This window comes from Frateuria sp. Soil773 (genome assembly GCF_001428405.1).
Lineage (GTDB): Bacteria > Pseudomonadota > Gammaproteobacteria > Xanthomonadales > Rhodanobacteraceae > LMSL01.
Window position 1 is genome coordinate 78,382 of sequence record NZ_LMSL01000018.1, and the last position, 25,285, is coordinate 103,666.

At 70.3% G+C, this 25,285-nt stretch carries 22 protein-coding genes; 13 read left to right on the forward strand and 9 right to left on the reverse strand.

From position 1 onward, the window contains the following. The first annotated feature begins 88 nt into the window (after positions 1 to 88). The 5 genes from ASG87_RS08370 (at position 89) to ASG87_RS08390 (ending at position 3,583) form a co-directional block, all read left to right on the forward strand. Entirely contained in the window at positions 89 to 829 is a 741-nt protein-coding gene (locus ASG87_RS08370) for a DUF6776 family protein (protein WP_056003678.1), read from the forward strand. A gap of 1 nt (position 830) precedes the next feature. Next, positions 831 to 1,256: a polymer-forming cytoskeletal protein gene (locus ASG87_RS08375; RefSeq protein ID WP_056003681.1), complete on the forward strand. Its 426-nt coding sequence runs from the start codon at positions 831 to 833 to the stop codon at positions 1,254 to 1,256. A 68-nt stretch (positions 1,257 to 1,324) separates the two neighbouring features. Next, complete coding sequence (gene erpA / locus ASG87_RS08380; RefSeq protein ID WP_056003683.1) at positions 1,325 to 1,693, forward strand: iron-sulfur cluster insertion protein ErpA; 369 nt, start codon at positions 1,325 to 1,327, stop codon at positions 1,691 to 1,693. Between the two features lie 14 nt (positions 1,694 to 1,707). Continuing rightward, entirely contained in the window at positions 1,708 to 2,670 is a 963-nt protein-coding gene (nudC, locus tag ASG87_RS08385) for an NAD(+) diphosphatase (protein WP_056003685.1), read from the forward strand. Between the two features lie 43 nt (positions 2,671 to 2,713). After that, the gene (locus tag ASG87_RS08390) at positions 2,714 to 3,583 is read left to right on the forward strand and encodes a beta-lactamase induction protein (protein WP_056003687.1); all 870 of its coding nucleotides are present in this window, start codon (positions 2,714 to 2,716) and stop codon (positions 3,581 to 3,583) included. Between the two features lie 16 nt (positions 3,584 to 3,599). Here the strand turns inward: ASG87_RS08390 and ASG87_RS08395 are convergent, their stop codons facing one another. Further along, positions 3,600 to 5,474 carry an MFS transporter gene (locus ASG87_RS08395; protein ID WP_056003690.1) on the reverse strand — a complete coding sequence of 625 codons (1,875 nt, stop codon included), beginning with the start codon at positions 5,472 to 5,474 and terminating at the stop codon, positions 3,600 to 3,602. Between the two features lie 286 nt (positions 5,475 to 5,760). On the opposite strand from ASG87_RS08395, the gene ASG87_RS19935 reads away from it, so the two are divergent. Continuing rightward, a complete protein-coding gene (locus tag ASG87_RS19935; protein ID WP_157510967.1) occupies positions 5,761 to 5,916 on the forward strand; it encodes a hypothetical protein in 156 nt (51 codons plus the stop codon). A gap of 19 nt (positions 5,917 to 5,935) precedes the next feature. On the opposite strand, the gene purD is transcribed toward ASG87_RS19935, so the two are convergent. The 6 genes from purD to ASG87_RS08425 form a co-directional block, all read right to left on the reverse strand. Continuing rightward, positions 5,936 to 7,219, reverse strand: a complete 1,284-nt coding sequence (gene purD, locus ASG87_RS08400; RefSeq protein WP_056003693.1) for a phosphoribosylamine--glycine ligase — start codon at positions 7,217 to 7,219, stop codon at positions 5,936 to 5,938. 92 nt (positions 7,220 to 7,311) lie between these two features. Beyond that, positions 7,312 to 8,682, reverse strand: a complete 1,371-nt coding sequence (locus ASG87_RS08405) for an AMP-binding protein (protein ID WP_056003696.1) — start codon at positions 8,680 to 8,682, stop codon at positions 7,312 to 7,314. A gap of 141 nt (positions 8,683 to 8,823) precedes the next feature. Further along, positions 8,824 to 9,393: a Sua5/YciO/YrdC/YwlC family protein gene (locus ASG87_RS08410; protein WP_056003699.1), complete on the reverse strand. Its 570-nt coding sequence runs from the start codon at positions 9,391 to 9,393 to the stop codon at positions 8,824 to 8,826. Positions 9,394 to 9,395: 2 nt separating this feature from the next. Further along, positions 9,396 to 11,882, reverse strand: coding sequence for a DNA topoisomerase I (locus ASG87_RS08415; RefSeq protein ID WP_056003702.1), 2,487 nt, complete (start codon positions 11,880 to 11,882; stop codon positions 9,396 to 9,398). Between the two features lie 253 nt (positions 11,883 to 12,135). Further along, positions 12,136 to 13,263 (reverse strand): DNA-processing protein DprA, encoded by a 1,128-nt coding sequence (gene dprA, locus ASG87_RS08420; protein ID WP_056003705.1) that lies wholly within the window; start codon positions 13,261 to 13,263, stop codon positions 12,136 to 12,138. Positions 13,264 to 13,354: 91 nt separating this feature from the next. Further along, positions 13,355 to 14,482, reverse strand: a complete 1,128-nt coding sequence (locus tag ASG87_RS08425) for a LysM domain-containing protein (RefSeq protein WP_056003708.1) — start codon at positions 14,480 to 14,482, stop codon at positions 13,355 to 13,357. 188 nt (positions 14,483 to 14,670) lie between these two features. On the opposite strand from ASG87_RS08425, the gene def reads away from it, so the two are divergent. From def to ASG87_RS08455, 6 genes are all read left to right on the forward strand, one after another. Continuing rightward, a complete protein-coding gene (def, locus tag ASG87_RS08430) occupies positions 14,671 to 15,180 on the forward strand; it encodes a peptide deformylase (RefSeq protein WP_056003710.1) in 510 nt (169 codons plus the stop codon). Positions 15,181 to 15,203: 23 nt separating this feature from the next. Next, the gene (gene fmt, locus ASG87_RS08435; protein ID WP_056003791.1) at positions 15,204 to 16,130 is read left to right on the forward strand and encodes a methionyl-tRNA formyltransferase; all 927 of its coding nucleotides are present in this window, start codon (positions 15,204 to 15,206) and stop codon (positions 16,128 to 16,130) included. Further along, entirely contained in the window at positions 16,127 to 17,431 is a 1,305-nt protein-coding gene (rsmB, locus tag ASG87_RS08440; protein ID WP_056003713.1) for a 16S rRNA (cytosine(967)-C(5))-methyltransferase RsmB, read from the forward strand. The genes fmt and rsmB overlap by 4 nt, the downstream gene beginning before the upstream one ends. A gap of 22 nt (positions 17,432 to 17,453) precedes the next feature. Further along, a complete protein-coding gene (locus tag ASG87_RS08445; protein WP_056003716.1) occupies positions 17,454 to 18,431 on the forward strand; it encodes a glycosyltransferase in 978 nt (325 codons plus the stop codon). Between the two features lie 376 nt (positions 18,432 to 18,807). Then, a complete protein-coding gene (locus tag ASG87_RS08450) occupies positions 18,808 to 19,803 on the forward strand; it encodes a glycosyltransferase (RefSeq protein WP_056003718.1) in 996 nt (331 codons plus the stop codon). A gap of 2 nt (positions 19,804 to 19,805) precedes the next feature. Next, on the forward strand, positions 19,806 to 20,813 hold the full coding sequence (locus ASG87_RS08455; RefSeq protein ID WP_056003720.1) for a glycosyltransferase: 1,008 nt from the start codon (positions 19,806 to 19,808) through the stop codon (positions 20,811 to 20,813). On the opposite strand, the gene ASG87_RS21235 is transcribed toward ASG87_RS08455, so the two are convergent. Next, complete coding sequence (locus ASG87_RS21235) at positions 20,802 to 22,799, reverse strand: glycosyltransferase (protein WP_326937886.1); 1,998 nt, start codon at positions 22,797 to 22,799, stop codon at positions 20,802 to 20,804. The two genes, ASG87_RS08455 and ASG87_RS21235, sit on opposite strands and share 12 nt — an antisense overlap. Positions 22,800 to 23,256: 457 nt before the next feature. Then, positions 23,257 to 24,024, reverse strand: a complete 768-nt coding sequence (locus tag ASG87_RS08465; RefSeq protein ID WP_157510968.1) for a glycosyltransferase family 2 protein — start codon at positions 24,022 to 24,024, stop codon at positions 23,257 to 23,259. A gap of 157 nt (positions 24,025 to 24,181) precedes the next feature. On the opposite strand from ASG87_RS08465, the gene ASG87_RS08470 reads away from it, so the two are divergent. Beyond that, positions 24,182 to 25,225 carry a UDP-N-acetylglucosamine 2-epimerase gene (locus tag ASG87_RS08470; RefSeq protein ID WP_056003722.1) on the forward strand — a complete coding sequence of 348 codons (1,044 nt, stop codon included), beginning with the start codon at positions 24,182 to 24,184 and terminating at the stop codon, positions 25,223 to 25,225. The last annotated feature ends 60 nt before the right edge of the window (positions 25,226 to 25,285 follow it).

The window sequence follows — 25,285 nt, forward strand, 5'->3', positions numbered from 1 at the left end:
GCGCGGCCGGCCGCGGAAGCGTGCGGCCGTTCCTTGACGCTTTCGTCACGGCGGGGCTATACCACCGCTTTTGCCGGAAACGTCCCGCATGGCTTCACGCCCGCCGCCGCGTTTCGTGGTGCGACGCCACGACGACACCAGCCTGCGCCGACGCCGGCTCTGGCTGGGCGCCGGCTGGCTGGCCAGCCTGCTGCTCACCGCCCTGGTGGTGGGCACGCTGGCCTGGCGCACCACGCCGGCCGCCACCGACCGCCGCGAGCTGAAACAGCTCACGGCGCAGAACGAAGACCTCAAGCAACAGGTCGCGAACCTGCAACGCTCGCAGCAGGTCGGCGAGATCGCCACCAAGTCGCTGCGCGGCTCGCTGGCCGAGCGCGAGGAGGAGATCAGCGGCCTGCGCACCGACCTGGGCTTCTACGCGCGCCTGGTCGGCGGCGACGCCCAGCGCCAGGGCCTGAAGGTGCAGGAGGTACGCCTGCAGCCGGTCGCCGGCTCGCACGGCTGGGACCTCACCCTCAGCCTCACCCAGAACGCCCGCCGCGGCGACGAGATCGCCGGCAAGCTCACCCTCGCCGTGGAAGGCCTGCGCGCCAACAAGGTCGTGCAACTGGACTGGCCTGCGCTCGGCGATGCCGCGCAGAAGGACGGCCTGCCGTTCCGCTTCAAGTATTTCCAGCAATTGCACGCCACCTTCGTCCTGCCGGCCGATTTCCAGCCGACCCGCCTGCGCATCCACGCGCAGGCGGACGGCGCCGAGGCGGCGGACCGCACGGTCGCCTGGCAGGACGCGCTGGGCGACGCCACCACCACGACCAACCAGGGGACCTGACATGCTCAGCCGCAAACGCAACGAGCGGGCCGCCGCCGGCAGCCACGAAACCAGCCTCATCGCCCTCGGCACCGTGATCCGCGGCGATCTGCGCTTCAGCGGTGCGCTGCACCTGGACGGGCGCATCGAGGGCGCCGTGCTGGCCCAGGGCGACGGCGCCGTGTTCACCCTCAGCGAGCACGGCCAGGTGCAGGGCGAGATCCGCGTTCCGCACGCGGTGATCAACGGCCTGGTGCAGGGCGACATCCACGTCAGCGAGAAGCTGGAACTGGCGCCGCAGGCGCGCATCGTGGGCGACGTGCGCTATCACACGCTGGAAATGGCCGCCGGCGCCCAGGTGAACGGCCGCATGACCCACCACGCCGAGAACGAGCCCCCTCACGAGCTGCCCGCGCCCACCGGGCTGGACGAGGCGGTGCCGGCCTGAGCGAACCGCGCACCCGGGCCATTCGCGCTATCCTTGAGGTCGCTTCGCCGCAGCCGCATATACGCTTCATGGAAACCTTCGTCCCGATCCCCGACTACCGCACCGCCGGCGCGCCGCTGACCTTCACCGAGGCCGCCGCCCGCAAGGTGCACGAGCTGATCGTGGAAGAGGGCAATCCGGAGCTGAAGCTGCGCGTCTACATCAGCGGCGGCGGCTGCTCGGGCTTCCAGTACGGCTTCACCTTCGACGAGGCGCAGGCCGAGGACGACTTCGCGCTCGCCCGCGAGGGCGTCACCCTGCTGGTCGACCCGTTGTCGCTGCAGTACCTCACCGGCGCCGAGATCGACTACACCGAAAGCCTGAGCGGCTCGCAGTTCGTGATCCGCAACCCGAACGCGAAGACCACCTGCGGCTGCGGCTCCTCGTTCTCCACCTGAGCGGAGGCGCGTCCTTGGATCGTGTGACACCGCCGCACCTGAACACCTTCGCCGGACTCAGCCTGATCCTCGACCGCGTCTCCGAGCGGCGCGACGAATCCCTGTGGGTGGCCACCCAGGCGGATTCCGCCGAGGCGCGCTACCTGCTGCTGAACCCGGCCGGCGAGACCTTCCTGCTGCGCGACGCGGAAACCCTGCGCTGGCTGGACGCCGGCGAGCGCCAGCACTGGTTCGGCGACCTGCCGGCCAGCCTGCTCGGCATCGCCGGGCAGCGGCCGCACTTCCTGCTGGCGCTGGACGACACCCGCCAGGCCGAGGCGCTGGAAGCGCTGCTCGATGCCCGCCGGGTCGGCCTGCGCGATGCCGGCCTGCGCCTGCCCGCGCCCGAGGCGGGCCTGTTCGCCTACGCCAAGGGGCTGGCGCACTGGCAGCGCGAGACGCGCTACTGCTGCCGTTGCGGCGCGCCGCTGCGCCTGATCGCTTCCGGCCACCGCGCGCAGTGCACCGACCCGGCCTGCGCGCGGCTGCACTTCCCGCGCACCGACGCGGCGATCATCGTGATCGTCGAGCACGACGGCGCCTGCCTGCTCGGCCGCCAGGCCGGCTGGCCGCCGGGGCGCTATTCCACCCTGGCCGGCTTCGTCGAACCCGGCGAATCGCTGGAAGACGCGGTGCGCCGCGAGGTCGCCGAGGAATCCGGGGTCAGCGTCGACCAGGTGCACTACCACTCTTCCCAGCCGTGGCCGCTGCCGGCGTCGCTGATGGTGGGCTTCACCGCCACCGCGCACTCGCGCGCGATCGAGCTGCGCGACGGCGAACTGGAAGAGGCGCGCTGGTTCACCCCGCAGCAGATCGTCGCGGGCCTCGCCGACGGCAGCTTCGTGCCGCCGACCCGGTTGTCCGTCTCCCACCAGTTGCTCACGCACTGGCTGCGCGAGCGCGCCGGCGTCGACCTGGAGTCGCCGAGCGCCGGCTGAGCCGCTCGCTTACAATGCGGCCGTCATTCGGGAGTTGGTATCGATGGCCGTCAGTCTGCTCGCCACGCTCGTCGCCCTGGGCCTGTTGCACGTCGCGCCGCAACTGGCGCAATGGCGGCGCGATGCGCTGTTCCGGCATTGGGTGAACCAGTTGGAGGACACCGCCGGCCGCGGCCGCGTGCTGCTCGCGCTGCTGCCGCCGGTGCTGCTGTGCCTGCTGCTGGACTGGCTGCTCGGCACGCTGCCGCTGGGCGAGCTGGGCCGGCTGCTGTTCGCGCTGGCGGTGCTGCTGTACTGCTTCGGGCCGCGCGAGTTCGAGGCCGACCTGGAAGCCGTCCTCGCCGCCTCCGACCGGGTGGGCCGCGAAACCGCCGCCCAGGCCCTGGCCGAGCCGGGCGAGCGGGTCGACTGGAACGCGCACGCGCTCGGCAAGGCGATCGCGCTGGCCGCGCTGCGCCGGCGCTTCGGCGTGCTGCTGTGGTTCTTCCTGCTCGGCCCGGCCGGCGCGCTGCTGTACCGGCTGGCGCAGACGCTGGGGCGCGACGCCACGCTGCCGCTGGACGAGGCCACCGGCCAGCATGCCCGCTACGTCGCCAATGCGCTCGACTGGCTGCCCGCGCAGTTGCTGGTGTTCACCCTCGCCCTGGTCGGCCACTGGGACGCGGTGATCGGCGCGTGGCAGCGCTGGCAGCGGCAGGCGACGCCGACCAGTTGGTACACGCACGGCCCCGATTTCCTCGGCGACGCCGCCTGCGCCGACATCGCCATCGAGATCGAGGCCGGCGACGGCTATGCGGAGGAACGCAGCGACCCGCTGCTGGAACTGGTGCGCATGCGCAGCGCCCTGCTGCGCGCGCTGCTGGCCTGGCTGAGCGTGGTCGCGCTGGCGGTGCTGGGCGGCTGGCTGGCCTAGCGCCGGCGGCTAGCGGCTAGGCCCGGTCACCGCGCAACGCGCGCACGCGCGCTTCCAGCGCGTCCAGCCGCACCTGCCCGGGCGCTATCGGCGCATCCACCACCAGCTCGACCCGGGCGCGGAAGCGCCGCGGCAGGCGCGCGCGCCCCAGCATCGAGTCGCGCCGGCTCCATACGCTGCCCCACAGGCCGCGCAGGGCCATCGGCACCACCGGCACCGGCCGGCGTTCGAGGATGCGCAGCATGCCCGGGCGGAACGGCGCGATGGCGCCGTCGCGGGTCAGCGCCCCCTCCGGGAAGATGCACACCAGCTCGCCCGCGGCCAGGGCCGCGTCCACCTCGTCGTAGGCGCGCTGCAGCACGGCGGGGTCTTCCTTCTGGCCGGCGATCGGGATCGCCCTGGCGGTGCGGAACACGAACTTCAGCAGCGGGATGTTGAAGATCCGGTAGTACATCACGAAGCGCGCCGGCCGCCGCAGGTTCGCCATCAGCAGCAACGGATCCATGAAGCTGACGTGGTTGCACACCAGCAGCGCCGGCCCTTCCTCCGGCAGGTGCTGCATGCCGTCCACGCGCACGCGGTACAGCGTGTTCACCAGCACCCAGGTGACGAAGCGCATCAGGAACTCGGGCACCAGGGTGAAGATGTACACCGCCACCAGCACGTTGAGCAGGGCGGCGGCGAGGAAGATCCGCGGCGCGTCGAAGCCGAGCATCCCCAGGCCCAGCCCGAAACCCGAGGCCAGGCAGATCAGCAGCGCGTTCAGGATGTTGTTGCCGGCGATGATCCGCGACAGCTTCTCGCGCGGCGCGCGCGCCTGCACGAAGGCGAACAGCGGCACCACGTAGAAGCCGGCGAACACGCCGATCAGGGTGAGGTCGAGCGCGATGCGCCAGCTCCCGGCCGAGCGCAGGAAGCCCAGCCAGTCCAGCCCGTGCGCGAGCGCCGCGCCGTGCCGCGCCAGGTAAAGGTCCACGCCGAACACGGTCAGCCCGAACGCGCCCAGCGGTACCAGGCCGATCTCCACCCGCCGGCCCGACATCCGCTCGCACAGCAAGGCGCCGACGCCGGTGCCGATCGAGAACAGGGTCAGCACCAGGGTGTTCACCGAGCCGTCGCCGCCGAGCGTCTCGCGGGTGTAGACCGGCAGTTGCGCGATCAGCACCGTGCCGAAGAACCAGAACCAGGAGATGCCCAGCACCGCGTTGAACACCGCGCGGTCGCTGCGGGTGATGCCGAGCACGCGCGCGGTCTCGCTGAATGGGTTCCAGTTGAATGCCAGATCGGGCGCGGTGGCCGGCGCCGCCGGGATCTTCCGGCTCGCCAGGTAGCCGGCGACCGCCACCGCGATCGTCGCCCCCGAGGCCAGCAGCGGCCCGGCGCCGGCCACCAGCATCAGCGAGTTGCCGGCGATCATGCCCACCAGCATCGCCAGTTGCGTGCCCATCTCCACCAGGCCGTTGCCGCCCACCAGCTCCTGCGGCTTCAGCGCCTGCGGCAGGATCGCGTACTTGATCGGGCCGAACGTGGTCGAGTGCATGCCCATCAGGAACAGCACCACCAGCAGCAGTGTCGTGTGGTGGGTGTAGAAGCCGATCGCCGCCAGCGCCATCGCGCCGATCTCGAACAGCTTCACCCAGCGGATGATCCGGGTCTTCTCGAACTTCTCGGCCAGTTGCCCCGCGGTGGCCGAGAACAGGAAGAACGGGATGATGAACAGCGCCGGCGCCAGATTGGTGTACAGCGACACCGTGTGGTCGTCCAGGCCCATCTGGAACGCCACCAGCATCACCAGCGCGTTGCGGAACGCATTGTCGTTGAACGCGCCCAGTGCCTGAGTCCAGAAGAACGGTGCGAAGCGGCGGCTGCCCAACAGCGAAAACTGGCTCATGCAGGTCCTTGGCGAAAGCGGCGCCGCTAGCCTAGCCCGAAACCGGCGGCGGCCGCCGCCCGGAAATCGCCGCCATCGTCACATAGATGCTTGGGCTGACGGCATGCCAGCCCCCCCTGTCCGCGCCTGTCCGGACAAGCGGACCGGCTGTCCGCGGACAGCCTGTCCGCTTCGTGCAGTAGTGGCCGGAATGGCTCAGGAATGCGGCCTGACGCGCCTCGGAGGCATTGGCACGGCGCTTGCCATAGATCTCTCGAAAGCTTCCCTTCACTCGCGGAGAACCGCCATGAAATTCGAGACCCTGATGCTGCAGAGCTTCTTCGGCGCCTGCCTGCTGGTCTGCCTGCTGACCCTGGGCAGCATGCTCGCCGCGCACCCGGCCGCATCCAGCCTGGCCGCCAGCCATGCGCCGGCGGCGGTCGTGGCGAACCCGGCCGGCTGAGACCGGCCGACGCGCGCCTTCAGCGGCGGTGCAGCGCCCGATGCGCGATGTCGCGGCGGCAGAACATGCCGTCGTAGCGGATCCGGCCCACGGCGGCATAGGCGCGCTCGCGCGCGGCGGCGATGTCCTTGCCGAGCGCGCACACGGTCAGCACGCGGCCGCCGGCGGTGACGACCCGGCCCTGCGCATCGAGCCGGGTACCGGCATGGAACACCTTGGCGTCGGTGCCGGCGTCCTGGTCGAGGCCGTCGATCACGTCGCCGCCGTTCACCTTGCCGGGATAGCCGCCGGCCGCCAGCACCACGCCGAGCGAGGGACGCGGGTCCCAGTGCGCCTTGCTGTGGTGCAGCTCGCCGTCCAGCGCCGCCTCGATCAGTTCGACCAGGTCGGACTTCAGGCGCAGCATGATCGGCTGGGTTTCCGGATCGCCGAAGCGCACGTTGAACTCGATCACCTTCGGGTTGCCCTGCCGGTCGATCATCAGGCCGGCGTAGAGGAAGCCGATGAACGGCGCGCCCTCGGCGGCCATGCCGTGCAGGGTCGGTTCGATCACTTCCTTCAGGATGCGCCGCTCGACCTCGGGGGTGACCACCGGCGCCGGCGAGTACGCGCCCATGCCGCCGGTGTTGGGGCCGAGGTCGCCCTCGTCGCGCCGCTTGTGGTCCTGGCTGGAGGCCATCGGCAGGGCGTGGCTGCCGTCGCTCATCACGATGTAGCTGGCCTCTTCGCCGTCGAGGAATTCCTCGATCACCACCCGCGCCGACGCGTCGCCGAAGCTGTGCGCGCCGAGCATGTCGCGCAGCGCCAGCTCGGCATCGGCCAGGGTCAGCGCCACCACCACGCCCTTGCCGGCGGCCAGGCCGTCGGCCTTGATCACGATGGGCGCGCCATGCTCGCGCACGTAGGCGAGCGCGGGATTGAGCTCGGTGAACACGGCGTAGCGCGCGGTGGGGATGTTGTGGCGGAGCAGGAAGTCCTTGGCGAACGCCTTGGAACCCTCCAACTGCGCGGCGATCGCGCGCGGCCCGAAGATGCGCAGCCCGGCGGCGCGGAAGCGGTCGACCACGCCGGCCACCAGCGGCACCTCGGGGCCGACCACGGTCAGGCCGACCTTCTCGTCCCTGGCCAGCTTGAGCAGGCCGTCGAGGTCGTTGGCCGCCACGTCGGCGTTGCGCACGCCGCGCTCGCGCGCGGTGCCGGCATTGCCCGGGGCCACGATCACCTCGCTGACCCGCGGCGACTGCCCGAGCTTCCACGCCAGCGCGTGCTCGCGACCGCCGTTGCCGATGACCAGAACCTTCATGTCTCGCTCCGCTTGAGTAGGGCCGCCGTATGGCGCAGCGCGGCATTGTAGCGGCTGCGCGCGACGGCACGGGGCAAGCCCGCCCGGGCGGTTCAGTCGTGGTGGCCGAGCAGCGCCAACAGTGCGGCGCGCGGCAGCTTGCCGGTCTCGTTGCGGGGCAGGGCGCCGACCAGGCGCAGCGGGCGCGGCAGGAACAGCGGATCGACCGCCTGCCGCAAGGCGTCGAGGATCGCGTGCTCGTCCAGCCCCGGCGCCACCGCCAGCGCGGCGATGCGGCGCACGCCGATCGCGTCGGCGTCGTCGAGCTGGAACACCACGCCGTCCTGCACGCCCGGGACCGCCAGCAGGCGATGGGTGAGGTCGCCCAGCGAGGCGCGCTTGCCGGCGATCTCCAGCATGTCGGCCTGGCGCCCGCGCAGGCGGAAGCGGTCGCCGCCGTCGGACAGGCTGACGATGTCGGCCAGGGTCACCGGCCGCTCCAACTGGGGCGCCTCCACCGCGGTGCCGTCCGGCTGCGGATGCAGCCGCACGCCGTCGTACAGGACCCAGTCCTCGTCCACGCTGGGCCGGCGGCTGGCGAAGACGCAGGTCTCGGTGGAACCGAACACTTCCAGCAGCGGCGCGTCGAAGCGCTGCTCCGCCGCGCGCGCCAGTTCCAGCGGCATCGGCGCGGTGGCCGACACCATCGCCGCGACCGGCGGCAGGCGGATGCCCGACTCGACCAGCGCGCGCAGGTGCACCGGGGTGGTCACCAGCACGCGCGGCATCGGCACCTCGGCCAGCGCCGCGGCCACGTCGGCCGGGAAGAACGGCCGCCCGACGTGCACGCCCGCCTGGCCCAGCAGCGGCAGCAGCACCGACATCTCCATACCGTACATATGCTGCGGCGGCACCGTGGCGACGATCTGGAACGAAGCGCCCACCGCCGCCCGCAGCATCGCCAGGTTGCCGGCGTTGCTGGCGTGGAAGCCGCGCCAGGTCTTCACGTTGGCGCTGGGCAGGCCGGTGGAGCCGGAGGTGTAGCCGATCGCCACCACCTGGTCGGCCGGGATCGACGGCATCTGCGGCATCTCCCGCAGCGGCGCGAACGCCAGCGCAGGCAGTCGCTGGTAGCCCTGCGGGGCCGGCGACAGCGCCTGTTCGCCCAGCGCGTAGCAGCCCGGATGCGTCGCCATCACCTCGTCCACCGCCTGCGGCGCGCGCGAGGACGGCAGCAGGTTGGCCTGGCCGCGCAGCGCGATCGCGCAGAACGCCACCAGGAAGGCGTAGCGGTCCTCGCACAGGTTCACCGCGGCCGGCGCCGCCGGCAGCCGGTCCGCCACCTGCCGGACGTGCGCGAAGAACTGCGCCACGCTGACCGCCTCGCCCCCGTGCCAGGCCAGCGGCCGCGCGGGATCGTCCGCGTTCAGCAGCGGCAGGCATGGCGCCGACTCGCGCTGGAAGGTGTCATAGACAATGGCCAATCCGGTGTCTCCCTGCCGCTCGTCCCGCATGTTTGCGGGACAGCATCGCCGCCGGCACATGAAAGCCGGCATGAATGACGGAAATTCTCGTCCCGCGCCCGTTCAGCTTCGATGCCGCGAACGGGCGCGTCCCCAGGACGCTCACGCGCGGATGATAGCGCCAGTGAGCACGTCCCGAATGGTGGTGGGGCTGGTCTGGCCGCCCACCGGGGCCTCCAGCAGGCCGTCCAGCGCCTCGCCGAAATACGCCGCCGCGTCCATGGCGGAGCGGGCCGGCGGCACGCCGTGCGGATTCGCGCTGGTCGACACCAGCGCGCCGCCGAAGGCGCGGCACAGCGCCGCCGCAGGCGCATGCGCGGTCACCCGCAGCGCGATGCCGGCATGCGCGCCGGCCACCCAGGCCGGCACCTCGGCCGAGCGCGGGAAGATCCAGGTATGCGGCCCGGGCCAGCTCGCCTCGGCCCGGGCCATCGCCGCCGCCGGCACCGCGGCGCGGTCCACGTAGCGCTCCACCTGGGCGAACTCCGCCGCAATCAGCAGCACGCCCTGGGTAGGCGGGCGCTGCTTCAGCGCGAACAGCCGCTCGAACGCCGTGCGGTCGTGCGGGTCGCAGCCGAGCCCGTAGACCGCCTCGGTCGGATAGGCCAGCACGCCGCCGGCGCGCAGCAGCGCGGCGGCGGCATCCAGTTCGTCGAGGCCGTAGCGCCGCATGCTCAGGCGTCGCTCTTCTTCGGCGCGGCCTTCTTGCTTGCGGCCTTCTTCGTCGCGCTCTTCTTGGCCGTGCTCTTCTTGGCCGCAGCCTTCTTGGTGGCGGTCTTCTTGGCCGCCGTCTTCTTGGCCGGCGCCTTCTTCGCGGCGGGCGCCGCCTTCTTGGCCGCGGCCTTCTTGCCGAAGCGGCCCTTCTTGACCGGCGCGGCGGCGAGCAGTTCCAGGCACTGCGCCTCGGTCAGCTCCTTCGGCTCCTGCTCCTTCGGGATGCGCGCGTTCTTCTCGCCGTCGGTGATGTAGGCGCCGTAGCGCCCGTTGAGCACCTGCACGCCGTTGCCGAAGTCGAGGATGACGCGGTTGGCGAGCATCTCCAGCTTGTCGGCCACCAGTTGCAGCGCGCGCGGCAGCTCGATGGTGTAGGGGTCGTCCTCGGGCTTGAGCGAGGCGTAGGTGCCGCCCTGCTTCACGAACGGCCCGAAGCGGCCGATGCCCACGCTGACCTCGTCGCCGTTCGGCGCCTGGCCCAGCTGGCGCGGCAGCTTGAACAGCTCCAGCGCCTCCTCCAGCGTGATGGTGTGCATGCTCTGGCCGGGGCGCAGGCTGGCGAACTGCAGCTTCTCGTCGCTGTCCTTGTCGCCGATCGCGGCGTACGGCCCGAAGCGGCCCAGCCGCACGAACACCGGCTTGCCGGTCTTGGGATCGGCGCCCAGCTCGCGCGCGCCGGTGGCCTCGCTGCGGTCGACCGACTCGGTCTTCTCGTCCACCTGCTGCTTGAACGGCTGCCAGAAGCGCTGCATCAGCGGCACCCAGGCCTCTTCGCCGCGGCTCACCGCGTCCAGTTCGTCCTCCAGCTTGGCGGTGAAGTCGTAGTCCACGTAGCGGGTGAAGTGCTGGGTGAGGAACTTGCCGACCGCGCGGCCGATATCGGTGGGCTTGAAGCGGCGGCTGTCGAGCAGCACGTACTCGCGGTTGAGCAGCACCTGGATGATGCTGGCATAGGTCGAGGGCCGGCCGATGCCGTATTCCTCCAGCGCCTTGACCAGGCTGGCCTCGGAATAGCGCGGCGGCGGCTCGGTGAAGTGCTGGTCGGCGACGATGTCGTGCAGCGGCACCTGTTCGCCTTTCTCCAGCCGGGGCAGGCGGCGGCCTTCGTCGTCGTCCTCGGCGCTCTTCTGGTCGCGGCCTTCCTCGTACACCGCGAGGAAGCCCGGATCGACCACGGTGGTGCCGGTGGAGCGGAACCCGGCCGCGCCGCCGGCCGCGTGCGGCAGCTCGAAATCCACCGACACGGTGTTGAGGGTGGCATGGATCATCTGGCAGGCCACGGTGCGCTTCCAGATCAGCTCGTAGAGCTTGCGCTGCTCCTCGTTGAGGAAGGCGGCGACCGACTTGGGCGTATGCAGCGCCGAGGTGGGACGGATCGCCTCGTGCGCCTCCTGCGCGTTCTTGGACTTGGTGCGGTACACCTGCGGGCCGTCCGGCAGCGCCTTGGTGCCGAAGTCGCGCGCGATCACCTGGCGCAGCTCGGCAACCGCGTCGTCGCTGAGCATGGTGGAGTCGGTACGCATGTAGGTGATCAGGCCGACGTTGCCCTCGTTGCCCAGCGCCACGCCCTCGTACAGGCCCTGCGCCACCTTCATCGTGCGGCTGGTGGAGAAGCCGAGCTTGCGCGCCGCCTCCTGCTGCAGGGTGGAAGTGGTGAACGGCGGCGCGGGGCGGCGCTTGCGCTCCTTGGAGCCGACCTCGCTGACCGTGAGGCGGCCATGCGCGGCCTCCTTCAGCGCGGCGCGCGCGGCCATCGCGTCGGCCTCGTTGGTGAGGTCGAACTGCTCGAACTTCTTGCCGTGGAGCCTGGTCAGGCGCGCGCTGAAATCGCCCTCGGCGTGCTTGAGCTGCGCCTCGACGGTCCAGTACTCGCGGGCGACGAACGCCTCGATCTCCTCCTCGCGCTCGACGATCATGCGCAGCGCCGGCGACTGCACGCGGCCGGCGGACAGGCCGCGCTGCACCTTGCGCCACAGCACCGGCGACAGGTTGAAGCCGACCAGGTAGTCCAGCGCGCGGCGCGCCTGCTGGGCGTCCACCAGGTCGTGCGACAACTGGCGCGGCTCGGCCACCGCCGCCTTGATCGCCTTGGGCGTGATCTCGGAGAACACCACCCGGTGCATCCGCTTGCCCTCGGTGAGGCCGCGCTGCTTGAGGATCTCGCTGATGTGCCAACTGATCGCCTCGCCCTCGCGGTCCAAGTCGGTGGCGAGGTAGATGTCGTCGGCCGCCTTGGCCGCCTTGGCGATCGCGTCGACGTGCTTCTCGTTGCGCTCGATGATCTCGTAGTGCATCGCGAAACGGTGGTCCGGATCGACCGCGCCCTCCTTGGGCTTGAGGTCGCGCACATGGCCGTAGGAGGCGAGGACCTGGAAGTCCTTGCCGAGGTATTTGTTGATCGTCTTGGCCTTGGCCGGCGATTCGACGATGAGCAGGTTTTTTGCCATGTGGCTTGGATTTCCGCAAAACGGGCCGCCGTCGCCTCGGCGACGGGACTGGGGAGGATCATGGAGAACCCGGCGCCGCCCGCGGCCCGGGCCGCGGAGGCAGGGGCCAGGGACGCGTCCGCGCCGGGCCCGGCGCCCTGAAGCACGCCGCCGGCGGCGCCACTTCGGGATTCCACATATATCTAGTGAGACCATGCCGACGCTGCGGCTGTCAAGCCGGAGCGCGTGAAACCGTGCAGCGCCGCGGTTCCGTTCAGCCTGCCAGCCGCTGGTAGCGGTTGCCGGGCAGGCCTTCCACCCGCCCCTCCAGTTCCAGCATCAACAGCATCGAGGAAAGCTCCGCAGCGCGCTGGCCGGTGCGCGCCACCAGCTCGTCCAGCGATGCCGGATCGTGCCCCAGCGCCTGCAACAGCCGCTCGTAGGCCGGGTCGCCCTGCCAGCCGGGCGCCGCCGGAGCCGCCGGGCCATCGCCGGCGCCGGCCAGCCGGGCCGTCAACTCCGCGCCCAGGGCGCGCGCCGCCGGTGCCAGCGCCTCGGCCACCTCGGCGGCCGTTTCCACCAGCCGGGCGCCGTCGCGGATCAGCCGGTGGCAGCCGCGCGCCAGTGGATTGTGGATGGAACCGGGCAGCGCGAACACCTCGCGCCCCTGTTCGGCCGCCAGCCGCGCGGTGATCAGCGAGCCCGACTGCAGCCCGGCCTCGATCACCAGCGTACCCAGCGACAGCCCGGCGATGATCCGGTTGCGCCGCGGGAAATGGTCGGCCCGCGCCGCCGTACCCGGCGGGAACTCGCTGACCAGCGCGCCGTGCCCGGCGATCCGCCGCGCCAGCGCATGGTGCTTGCGCGGGTAGACCCGGTCCGGCCCGGTGCCGACCACCGCCACCGTCGCCGCGCCGGCATCCAGCGCGGCGGCATGGGCGGCGCCGTCGATGCCGTCGGCCATGCCGCTGGTGACCGTGAAGCCGGCCAACGCCAGCTCGCGCGCGAACGCCCGCGCATGCGCCAGCCCGGCGACGCTGGCGCCGCGCGCGCCGACGATCGCCACCTGCGGGTGCAGCAGCAGCGAGGCGTCGCCGCCGACGAACAGCGCCGCCGGCGGCTGCGGGATGGTTTCCAGCAGGGGCGGGAAATCCGCCTCGGTGCAACGCAGCAGGCGGTGGCCCGGCTCGGCCAGCCAGGCCAGGTCGGCGGCCAGCCGCACCTCGTCCGGCTGCGCCAGCCACGCGCGCGCCTCATCGCCCGACGGGTGCCGGTGCAGTTGGGCCAGCACTCGCTCGATGCAGCCCTCGTGCGCCGCCAGGCCCTCGCGCAGCCCGCCCGGGCCCAGGCCCGGGGTGCGCAGGGCGACCAGCCAGGCACGCAGCTCTTCCGCTTCGCTCATGCCCGGCAGTCTACGGCCAGCCCGCAGACGACGACGGCGCGGTGGGAGCCGCGCCGTCGTGTCGGGACATGCCGATGGAAGCGCGCCGCGCCTACTCCGGCAGGGCCAGGCGATCGCCCTTGTGCACCGGCTTGAGCCCGTCCATCACCAGGCCGTAGCTGACCCGGTCGAAGGTGCGGAACACCATGACGTGGCCCACGTATTCCTCCGGCAGCGTCACCTTCTTGCCGGTGCCGCGGTCCCAGCTGTTGCTGGCCACGTCGTCGCTGATGGTCTCGCCCGGCTGGAACACCGTGTAGGTCTGGCCGTTGTCGACCCCGTCCTTGGCGCCGATCGACAGCGCCACCACCTGGCGCGAGCCGGCCGCGTCCAGCGCGTCGGCGAAGGCGATCACGCGGGCGTTCTTCGCCACCGACTTCGGCGCATGCGGGTAGTAGTACGGATCGTAGGGGTGGTCGTCGACCGGCAGGATGCGGTCGCCCTTGCGGATCTCCTGGGTGGCGTCGAGCAGCAGCAGGGTCGACGGATCGCCGCCGCGCAGGGTCTCGGCCGTGCCGATCACCGACACCTCCACGCCGAGGTCGTCGCCGCGGCCGAAGTGGCCGTCGTTGCGCGAATCCTCCGCCCACGGCGTGCGCACCATCGACACGTCGCTGTCGAGCGTGTGGCCCACGATCTCGCTGTCGGCGTCTTCCGGGGAATCCTGCTCGAAGCCGCGGAACACGTGGCTCGGCCGCACGATCGCCCAGCGCTGGCCCGGCTCGCCCTGCAGCCCGCGCACGTAGATGTTCTGGCCGACCGCGCCGCGCAGGCGGGCCTCCTCGAAGCCGACCACGTAGGGCGCCGAGCGCACGGCCTCCGAATCCAGCACGCGCCGGTCCTTGAGGAACATGCGCAGCTCGGACAGCGGGATCGCCGCCACCGCATCGCCTTCCGGATGCACCCGGGGCGACAGCTTCAGCCGCGGCCCGTTGATGAAGGACAGGTTGAGCACGTCGCCCGGATAGATCAGGTGCGGGTTCTGCACCTGCGGGTTGGCCTGCCATATCTCCGGCCACAGCCAGGGCTTGGACAGGAACTTGGCCGAGATGTCCCACAGCGTGTCGCCGCGGCGCACGGTGTAGGTATCCGGGTGCTCGGCGCGCAGTTGGGCGCCCGCGGCATACACGGCCACGGTGACCAGCATGCCGGCCAGCAGCCCGATGGACTTTCTGATCATAAGTGGGAATCCCCCATCCCCGATGCTCGGGCGAGTGTAACCGAAGCTCCCGGGCCCGCAACCGGAGACAGTTGGCAAAACTGCCTGCCGGACGCGAGCTTGGCAGCGTACAATGATGCGCATTCTAGATTGCGCCGGGGCTTCGGTTTCACCGATTTGCCCGCATTTTCGGTGCCGAGGTGAATTCCATGTCCATGCTTTCCATCCTTGAATTTCCCGATCCCCGCCTGCGTACCAAGGCCGAGCCCGTGCGCGTGTTCGATGCCGAGCTGAAGCAGTTCGTGGCCGACATGTTCGAGACCATGTACGCCGCCAACGGCGTCGGCCTCGCCGCGACCCAGGTCAACGTGCACCGGCGCGTGCTGGTGGCCGACATGAGCGAGGAGCGCAACCAGCCGCTGGCCCTGGTCAACGCCGAGATCGTCGCGAAGGAAGGCGCGCAGGTGTACCAGGAAGGCTGCCTGTCGTTCCCCGGCATCTATGCCGACGTCACCCGCGCTCTGAAGGTGAAGGTGAAGGCCCAGGACGTCGACGGCAACCCCATCGAGGTCGAGGCCGAGGGCCCGCTGGCGGTGTGCATCCAGCACGAGCTGGACCACCTGGCCGGCAAGGTGTTCGTCGACTACCTGTCGCCGCTGAAGCGCACCATGCTGCTCAAGCGCATGGAAAAACAGCGCAAGCAGGCGGCGAGTGCTTGAACGGCCCGGCCCCGCGCGCGCCGCTGCGCGTCGTCTTCGCCGGCACGCCGGAGTTCTCCGTCCCCTGCCTTGAGGCCTGCCGCGCCAGCGGCGCCGACGTGGTGGCGGTGTACACCCAGCCCGACCGCCCCGCCGGACGCGGCCGCAAGCTCGCGGCCAGCCCTGTGAAGTCCGCCGCGCTGGCCGCCGGGTTGCCGGTCGAGCAGCCCGAATCGCTGAAGTCCGACGAGGCCCGCGCCACGCTGGCCGCCTACCGGCCGGACCTGCTGGTGGTGGTCGCCTACGGCCTGATCCTGTCGCGCAAGGTGCTGGCGATCCCGCGGCTGGGCTGCTGGAACGTGCATGCCAGCCTGCTGCCGCGCTGGCGCGGTGCGGCGCCGATCCAGCGCGCGATCCTCGCCGGCGACGCCGAGAGCGGCGTCGACCTGATGCAGATGGAGGCCGGCCTCGATACCGGCCCGATCCTGCTCGAGCGGCGCACGCCGATCGAACGCACGGACACCGGCGGCAGCCTGCACGACCGGCTTTCCCGGCTGGGCGCCGAGGTGCTGGCCGAGGGCCTGCGCCGCACGCTGTCGGGCGAGGTGCTGGCCGCCTCGCCGCAGCCGGAGGAGGGCGTCGCCTACGCGCACAAGCTGGACAAGGCCGAGGCCCGGCTCGACTTCGCGCGCGACGCGCTCGCGCTGGAACGCCAGGTGCGCGCCTTCGATCCGTGGCCGGTGGCCGAGGCCGAGATCGCCGGCGAAACGGTGCGCGTATGGTCCGCGCAGGCGCTCGACCAGGATCACGCGGCCGCGCCCGGCAGCGTGCTGGCCGCCGGCCGCGACGGCATCGCGATCGCCTGCGGCGAGGGCGTGCTGCGCGTGGACGCGCTGCAACGCGCCGGTGGCCGGCGGATCGCCGCGGCCGACTACCTCAACGCCCGCCCCGACCTGCGGACGCCGCGGTGAACACCGACACCCGCGCGCTCGCCGCGCAGGCGCTGGCCGAGGTCGCCCTGCGCGGCGCCTCGCTGCGCGACGCGATGGAACGCCACGCGCCGAAGCTGCGCGACCCGCGCGACCGCGCGCTGCTGATGGCCCTGCTCAGCGAAGGCGCGCGCTGGTGGCTGCGCTTCGACCCCGCGCTCGACCGCCTGCTGGAAAAGCCGCTGCGGCAGAAGGAACCCCAGGTGCATGCGCTGCTGGTGCTGGGCCTGGTGCAACTGGAAATCCTGCAATTGCAGGACTACGCCGCCGTGGCCGCCACCGTCGAAGCCGCGCGCGCGCTGAAAAAGCCGCGGCTGGCCGGGCTGGTCAACGCGGTGCTGCGCCGCTGGCAGCGCGAACGCACCACGCTGCTCGCGGAACTCGACGCGCAGCCGACCACGCGGCACGCCCATCCGGCCTGGCTGGCGAAGGCGCTGGCCCGCGATTGGCCGGCGCAGGCCGACGCCGTCATGCAGGCCGACAACGTCGAGCCGCCGCTGATGCTGCGGGTCAACCGCCGGCGCAGCGACCGTGCGACCCTGGCCGCGCAGTTGCACGCTGCCGGCCATCCCGCCGAACCGCATCCCTGGCTGCGCGACGGGCTGGTGCTGCCGCACAGCACCGACGTGACCCGCCTGCCGGGCTTCGAGGACGGCGCCTTCGCGGTGCAGGACGGCGCCGCCCAGGCGGCCGCCGACCTGGCCGACCTAAGCGACGGCTTGCGCGTGCTCGACGCCTGCGCCGCGCCGGGCGGCAAGGCCTGCCATCTGCTCGAACGCGCCGCGATCGACCTCACTGCGCTCGAATTCGACCCGCAGCGCGCCGACCGCATCCGCCAGAACCTGCGGCGGCTGCGCCTCGACGCGCGCCTGGTGATCGGCGACGCCGGCGCACCGGCCGGCTGGTGGGACCGCAAGCCGTTCGACCGCATCCTGGTCGATGCGCCGTGCTCGGCCACCGGCGTGCTGCGGCGCCGGCCCGACGTGCGGCTGCACCGCCGAGAAAGCGACATCGCCGCGATGAACGCGCAGCAGCGCCGCATCCTGGCCGCGCTGTGGCCGCTGCTGGCGCCGGGCGGGCGGCTGCTCTACATCACCTGCTCGGTGCTGCGCGCCGAGAACGAAGCCATCGTCGCCGGCCTGCTGGCGGCGCAGCCGGACGCGCAGGCCGTCGCCATCGAGCTGCCGGCCGGCCGGCCGGCGGCGGTCGGCTGGCAGATCCTGCCGGGTGACGGCGACCTCGACGGCATGTACTACGCCGTCCTGCAAAAGAAGCCGGCCTGAGCCGCCGCCCACGGAGAATCCGGTGAGCCCGACCGATCCCGCCTCCCGCATCCAACTGCTCGGCCGCGACAACGGCGCCGGCCTGTCGCGCGACCTCGCCTTGCTGGCCGATGCGCTGCGCAATGCCGGCGCCCACGCCACGCCGAACGGCCTGCCGCATCGCGGCCGGCTCGCCGAATGGGCGACCCGGCTGCGGCTGGCTACCGGCGCGCCGCGCTACGACCTCAACCTGATGCTCGAACGCATCCGCCCGGAGTTCGCCCGCGCCGCGCGGCGCAACGTGCTGGTGCCCAATCCGGAATATTTCCGCCCGCGCGACCGCCACGCCCTGCGCTGCATCGACGAAGTCTGGGCGAAGACCCGCCATGCGGTTCCGCTGTTCGAGTCGCTCGGCGTGCGCACGCGCTACGTCGGCTTCACCAGCCCCGACCGGCTCGATCCGCAGGTGCCGCGCCGGCACGCCTTCTTCCACGGCCCCGGCCGCAGCAACAACAAGGGCACCGCCGCGCTGCTGAAGCTGTGGGCCAGCCATCCGCACTGGCCCGTGCTGACCGTGGCCTGGCGCCGCCGGCACGTCGACCTGGACCGCCTGCCCGCCAACGTGAGGCTGCTGCGCGACCACGTGGACGACGAGGCCTATCTCCGCCTGCAGAACGAACACCGCTTCCACCTGTGCCCCTCGCAGACCGAAGGCTACGGCCACTACCTGGCCGAGGCGATGAGCTGCGGCGCGGTGGTGGTGACGCTGGACGCCGAACCGATGAACGAACTGGTGACGTCCGAGCGCGGCGTGCTGGTGCCGGCGCATCCGGTGGGCACACAGGATCTGGCTACGCTGTACGGCTTCCGTTCCGACGACATGGCACATGCCATCGAACGTTGCGTGGCGATGACCGAAGCCGAGGCCGCCTCGCTGGGTGCCGCCGCGCGCGCCTGGTACGAAGACGAGGCCCAGGCATTTTCCATGCGGCTGCGCGAAAATCTTCTCTGGAGAGGATGAGGCAAAAACGGGCGAACGCCGATTTCGGCGGCCGCCCATTTTCCCAAGCCGTTGCTAATGCCGCACCTGGTTGCTGGCAGAAGAATGTCTTGTCGCAATTCTCCTGTATCAGACTCGATCCGCCGGCACTCGAATCAACCGCAACGCATAACCCAAATAATTCCGTACGATGTTCGAATTCGCGCCGAAGGCACCGTTCGAAACAAATGCCAATGCCGAACTCGCCGCCGGGCCGGCTCACCAACAAACCGTAACCGGGCCGATCAGTTGGGTGAGGCCCACCTGATACTCATGCTTGCCATGGGCTATGCGGCAAGCATCACAGTTCAAAATATTCGAACCACATCCCGCTTCCCATCACCGCTTCGACAGGCCAATGGCGCATATCAATCTGATCACGCACGACAACGGTGCCGGGCTCACCCGGGACATGAGACTGATGGAAAGCACCCTGCATGCCATGGGCCACACCGTGACCACGGCCAAGCTCGGGCATCGCGGCCGCCTGCGCAACCGCCTGCGCCGCCTGGGTGCGCGGCTGCACCGGAACTGGTGGGATGGACGCCTCGATACCCGCTACGACATCAACATCATGCTTGAGCACGTTCGCCCCGAACTGTTCGCCCAGGCCCGCTTCAACATCCTCATGCCCAATCCCGAGTGGTTTCGCCCGGAGTGGCTCGGGGACCTGAAACGCTTCGACCTCGTGCTGGCCAAGACCCGCCATGCCGAACGCATCTTCGAGCAGCTCGAATGCCGCACCCACCGGACCGGCTTCACCTGCGAAGACAATTTCATGGCCGACGTGCCGCGCACGCCCACGTTCTTCCACGGGCCCGGCCGCAGCGTCAACAAGGGCACGCTGCCATTGCTCGAACTGTGGAGGAAGCACCCCGAATGGCCGCGCCTCACTGTCGTGTGGCGGAACAACAGGCACATGGAGATTTCGCCGCCCTCCAATGTCACACTGATCACCGACTATCTCGAAGCCGATGAATTGCGCCGCCTGCAGAATGCCAGCAGATTCCACCTCTGTCCGTCGCAGACGGAAGGCTACGGCCACTCCATCGCCGAAAGCCTGAGCGTCGGCGCCGTGGTGGTCTCGACCGATGCCGAGCCGATGAACGAGCTGGTCACCGACGAACGCGGCGTGCCGGTCCGTGCATGCGCACGCGGCACTCAGCACCTGGCGACGCTGTACGATTTCGACCCGGCATCGATGGAAGCGGCCATAGAACGCTGCGTGGCCATGCCGCCGGAAGAACAGCAGCGCATCGGCCGTGCCGCACGGGACTGGTTCCTGGCCAGCCGCAACGACTTCGAACATCGCCTGGGCGAAGCCTTGGCCTTTGCCCCAAAAAGCAAGACGTGACCATGCCGGCGCACCGTACCGTCAACCTGGTCGTACGCGACAATGGCCTGGGCCTGTCGCGCGATGCGCGACTGCTCGCCAGCGCGCTGACCTCCCATGGCTGCCTGGTCGAATACACGCGCCTCGGTGAAGCGGACGAGCGCGAACGTTGGCGTTACGGCCGCGGCTGGCATGCGCGCTACGCACGATGGAACCATGCATGGTCGCGGCTCGGCGGCCGCGCCCGCTACGACATCAACATCATGTTCGAGCACCTGTGGCCGCGACACCTGCCGCTGGCCCGTTGCAATATCGCGCTGCCCAATCCCGAATGGTTCGATGCCAAGGATCGGTTGCATCTGGACCGGATCGACCACGTGTGGGTCAAGACCCGGCATGCCGAACACCTGTTCCGTGAGCTCGACCGCAACGTACGCTGGATCGGCTTCGCCAGCGAGGATGCCGCCATCCCCGGCCAGCCACGCCAGCGTGCATTCTTCCACCTGGCCGGCGGAAGTCGCACCAAGGGCAGCGAGGAATTGGTCGCGCTATGGCTGCGCCACCCGGAATGGCCCACGCTCACCCTGGTATGCCATCGCGGCCTGGATCCGATGCCAAGGGCGCCGAATCTGCAGGTGATCACGGAGTATCTGGATCAGGACCGGTTGCGCGCCTTGCAGAATGCGCACGCCTTCCATCTGTGCCCCTCGAAAACCGAAGGCTACGGGCACTACCTGTGCGAAGCGATGAGCCTCGGCGCCATCGTTGTCACCACCGACGCCGCGCCGATGAACGAGCTGATCGATCCTCAGCGCGGCCTGCTGGTCGCAGCCACGGCCGAGGGCCGCCAGGGGCTGGCCACGCTCTACCGCTTCGACCCTGCGGCCATGGAGCGCGCGGTCGAATCCTGCCTGCGCATGGACGAGGCGCAAATCGCGGCCATGGGCCAGCGCGCGCAAGCCTGGTTCGCCGCCAACCAGAAAGACTTCTCCGCACGGATCGGCGCGGCACTGGATACGCTAAACGCCTGACGCCCGATCCCGGGGTGCATCGGCCAGATGCCGATCCAGGCCAAGCTCGCAGCGCACGATGCGCTCGGAGACCGTGGCGTGGAACAACCGATTGTTGGGCAGGCTCAGATCGTCGCGATCCGATTGCACGCGCGAGGCATGCTCGAGGTGCGCCGCCAAGGCTCCCCATTTCAACTGCCGCCGCCGCACACCGGCATTGCCGAGCCGCGCAGCCAGCTCCCGATCCTCCGCGCCATAGCCTTCCATCTGCTCATCGAAGCCGTTCACGCGGAGCAAGTCACTGCGCCAGAAGCTCATGTTGCAGCTCATGACCCGGCCGCCGTTGCGCCGGCGCGACTTCCAACGCGCCAGCCATGGCGCACGGAACGCATACAGGCGGCGAATGCCGTCGAACGCGTGGAAATCCGCATCGGCCCAGGGCACGAACACGGGGCGCCCACCGGCCAGGAGCCTTTCCGTTTCCTTCGCCCTGGCCTTGAAGCGCCCTCCCTGCAAGAAGCAGCCGGGGCGCGCCAGCAAAAGATGATCGGCCACGAAGTGCGGGTGAAGCACCATGTCGCCATCGATCAGGATCACGTATTCGCCCCGGCTGGCCGCAATGCCCAGATTGCGGCATCGGGCCGCGCGAAACCCGCGGTCGTCCTGCCATACATGGTGCAGCGGCACGGGGAATTGCGCGGCAGTGGCAGCGACCAGGCGCCTCGTCTCTTCTCCGGAACCATCGTCGGCCACGATGACTTCGTCCGGCAAGCGTGTCTGCCCGGCAATGCTTTGCAGGACGCGCTCCAGCGCGGCCGGCCAGTTGTATGTGAGGACGATCAGCGAAACGCTCGGCCGCATGGCGATGGCGATTCCATAATCGTGCCGGCGCCACGCAAGCCCCAGCCCCATCGCCAGCGGCAACCAGACGAGCAGCCATTCCACGCCAGGCTTCTGCAGCAGGTCGGGAGCGTCGAACTGCAAGGCCACGCTTGCGTACACCCACAGCGCCAGGAGGCAGCTACCCGCCGTCGAAGCGCGAAAGCGCCACGCCCGCCACCCGATTGCCAGCCAGAGTCCGGCCAGCAGCAGCAATCCGGGAATGCCCAGAATGATGGCCGTATGCGTCAGCGCGTTGTGGCTGTGTTCCCACGTCTGCCTCCCGACCTGGATGGTGTACTCGCTCCCCAGGCCGAGGCCATGCCACGGATGCGCCTCGATCAGGCGCCAGGCCTGATCGAATATCTGCGGGCGATAGGAAAAGCCGCGCCGGACCAGGTAGCTCCATCCGCCCAAGGCGGTGACCAGGCCCGCCAACGCGAGCATGACCAAGGCGCGCAACCTTATCCGGCGGTCATGCGACGCCAGCAGCACGGCGGTTGCACTGGCGAGTATCGCGAGCCAGCTCGCCCGGCTGTCGGTGGACAGCACGAAAGCCGCCAGCACGACGAGCGAAATCCATTGCAGCCATCGCGACCACATTCGCGGAGCGTTGATCTGCAGCATCCATACCATGGCGGCTCCGAACGCATAGGCCGCTATGTTGGGATTGTTGAGCAGGCCGAACGCCACCAGCCTCCCTTCGTCCCGCCAGTCCATCGTGTTCAGTTCACGCCATGGGAAGGCCACCATGGCCACGAGTGCGCTGGCGGCCAGCCCGATCCCGCCCCAGTACAGGACCTTGCCCAGCATCAGGGGATGGCTGCGCATGAGCGCGGCCCAACTGAGCACGAACAGGGCGATATAGGCCACTACGACAGCCGCATCCCCGACATGGCCGTGGTTGGCCCACAGCGACGAGATCAATGCCCAGGCCAGGAGCATGAAGAACAGCGGCCCCTCGACGGTGACCATTGCCTGGCGCAGGAAAGAGCGACCATGCCTTGCCACCCACCATAGCGCGGGCAGGGCAAACAGCAGCAGCAGGCTCATGCGGTAAGGCCGGCCGGGATTCCAGATCTTTTCGCCTACCGGGCTGGCGGCCATGCCGACCAGCAGCCACCACATGCCCAGCAGCAGCCAGCACGCTGCCCACCGCGGCAAATCCAGGGGCAATCTAATCAACGGCAGGCGAGAGGGGGTCACACGGGTCCCAGGTGGATGAGCCAGTCAACAAGGCCGGCATCATGCCGGAGCGCGGCTGAAAAACGGCAAACCGCCCGCTGCGCCGCAGCGTGCCGGATTGGCATTTTCGCACGTACCCGCACCGGGACGGGGCCGCAGCATCCATGCAGCACCAGGCTTCCTTTTCTTCAGGCGCTTTTTCTAAGCGCCTGTTCAAAGTCTCCCAGGCATCCCGCTGCGAAGCGTCATGCCAGCGGCTTTCAACGGCCGCAGGAATGACGAGCGGGTTGTGTGGGGGATTCCAGTCCGATAGTGAGATTTTGGACAGGTTCCAAGGCACTTTCCGGGCCGAAAGCACCCTGGCCTACGGCAAGAGCGCTTTCGCAGCCTCGACCGGCCATCACGGTCGCTGCCCGTGCTGCATCAGCCACAGCTTCAGGAACTTGCGCCGCACGTACTCGATCCGCACCAGCGCGTAGAGCAGGCCGCGCCAGCCGTCCAGGAAGCCGCCGCGCAACACGTAGCCGCGCACGAAGCGCCAGCACGGGTTGAGCAGGATCTGCCGCAGGGTGGCGCGCTTGCCTTGGGCGTACAGGTGCTCGGCCATCATCTGCGCGTAGCGCTCCTGCTTGGCGAGTTGCTCGGCCAGGGAGCGGTAAGGGTGATGCTGCAGGTCGCCGCGCAGCCTCTTCACCGGCCCGTCGACGCTGACCGCCTCGTGGATCTCGCGCCGGCCGCGCCAGCCGCCGCGGCGGCGGTCGAACAGGCGCAGCACGCGGTCCGGATACGCGTTGCCGTGGCGCAGGTAGGCGCCGAAGTATTCGCTGAGACGGTTGAAGCGGTAGCCGGCCGCTCCCGCGAAATCCTGCGCGCGGGCCGCCTCGATGCTGGCGCGCAGCGTTGCGTCCACGCGCTCGTCGGCGTCCAGGCAAAGCACCCAGTCGTGGCTGGCCTGTTCCACCGCGAAGGCTTTCTGGCTGCGGAAGCCGTCGAACGGTCGCACGAGCACGCGCGCGCCGCGCGCCTGTGCGCGTTCGCGCGTGTCGTCGGCCGAGCCGGAATCGACCACCACCACCTCGTCGCAGAACGCGAGCGAGGCGAGGCAGTCGTCGATGCGGTCGGCCTCGTTGAAGGTGATGATGCAGGCGGAGATCGGGATGCGGCTCATGCGGGGCGGCGAAGTCGGGGGAACGTGGCGATCGATGGGCGAAGGCGCATAGGCAAGGACGTGGCCTGTATGAAAGTCCGCACGCGGACACGCGGGTTTTTGCGGGCGACCCGCGCACGGTCATAATGCCAGCTTGTGCCCGCGTGGTCGTTTGCCGATGGATTCCTGCCTGCTGTTCGCCACCGAGCTGTATGCCCTGCCGATCCTGCGGCCGCTGGCCGCCGCGGCGCGGCGCGCGGGGATGCGCGCGGCCTGGGTGGTGCCGGAGGCGGTGGCCGCCCACCTGCACGACGACGAGTTGCGGCTGCGCTCGGCCCGCGCGGTGCGCGACTTCGCCCCCGACGCGGTGTTCTCGGCGGCCAACTGGGTCCCGCCCGGCTTTCCCGGCGCCAAGGTGCAGGTGTTCCACGGTTTCAACGCCGAGAAGCGCGAACCGGATCGCGGCCACTTCCGCCTGCGCGGCTTCTTCGACCTGTACTGCACGCAGGGCCCAGCCACCACCGAGCCTTTCCGCGAACTGGCGCGCGAGCACCGCTACTTCGCGGTGGCCGAGACCGGCTGGCCCAAGCTCGACCCGCTGTTCGCGCCGCCGCCGGGCGCCGCCGACCTGCGCCCCGGCGACGGCCGCCCGGTGGCGATGTACGCCGCCACCTTCACCGAGTCGCTCAGCTCGGCGCGGGCCATGCTCGACACCCTGAACCAGCTAACCGCGCGCGGCGACCGCTACTGGCTGCTGACCCTGCACCCGAAGTGCGACCCGGCGCTGATCGCGCAGTACCGCGAACTGGCCGGTCCGCACGCCCGCTTCCTCGAATCGGACCGGCTGCTGGACATGCTGCGCGCCGCCGACGTGCTGGTCTGCGACACCTCGTCGGTGATCGACGAGTTCGCCGTCCAGCTCAAGCCGGTGGTGACCGTGCGCAACCGCCGGCCCAAGCCGTTCATGCTCGACGTGCAGTCGCCGGCGCAGGTCGATGCGGCGATCGGGCAGGCCCTGCTCCCCTCGCCTGCGCGCGAGGCGGCGCTGGCGGCGCACGCGCAGGCGATCCATCCGTACCGCGACGGCCATTCCAGCGAACGCGTGCTGGCGGCCACCGCCCGCCTGCTCGAAGGCGGCGACGGGCCGCTCGCCCGCAAGCCGCTCAACCTGTGGCGGCGCTGGCAGAGCGCGCGCGAGGTGCGCGCGTTGCTGCCGGACTGAACCCGGCCTGACCTCGCCGCGTCCACTGAAAACGAAAGAGCGCGTTAAACTGCGGGCACT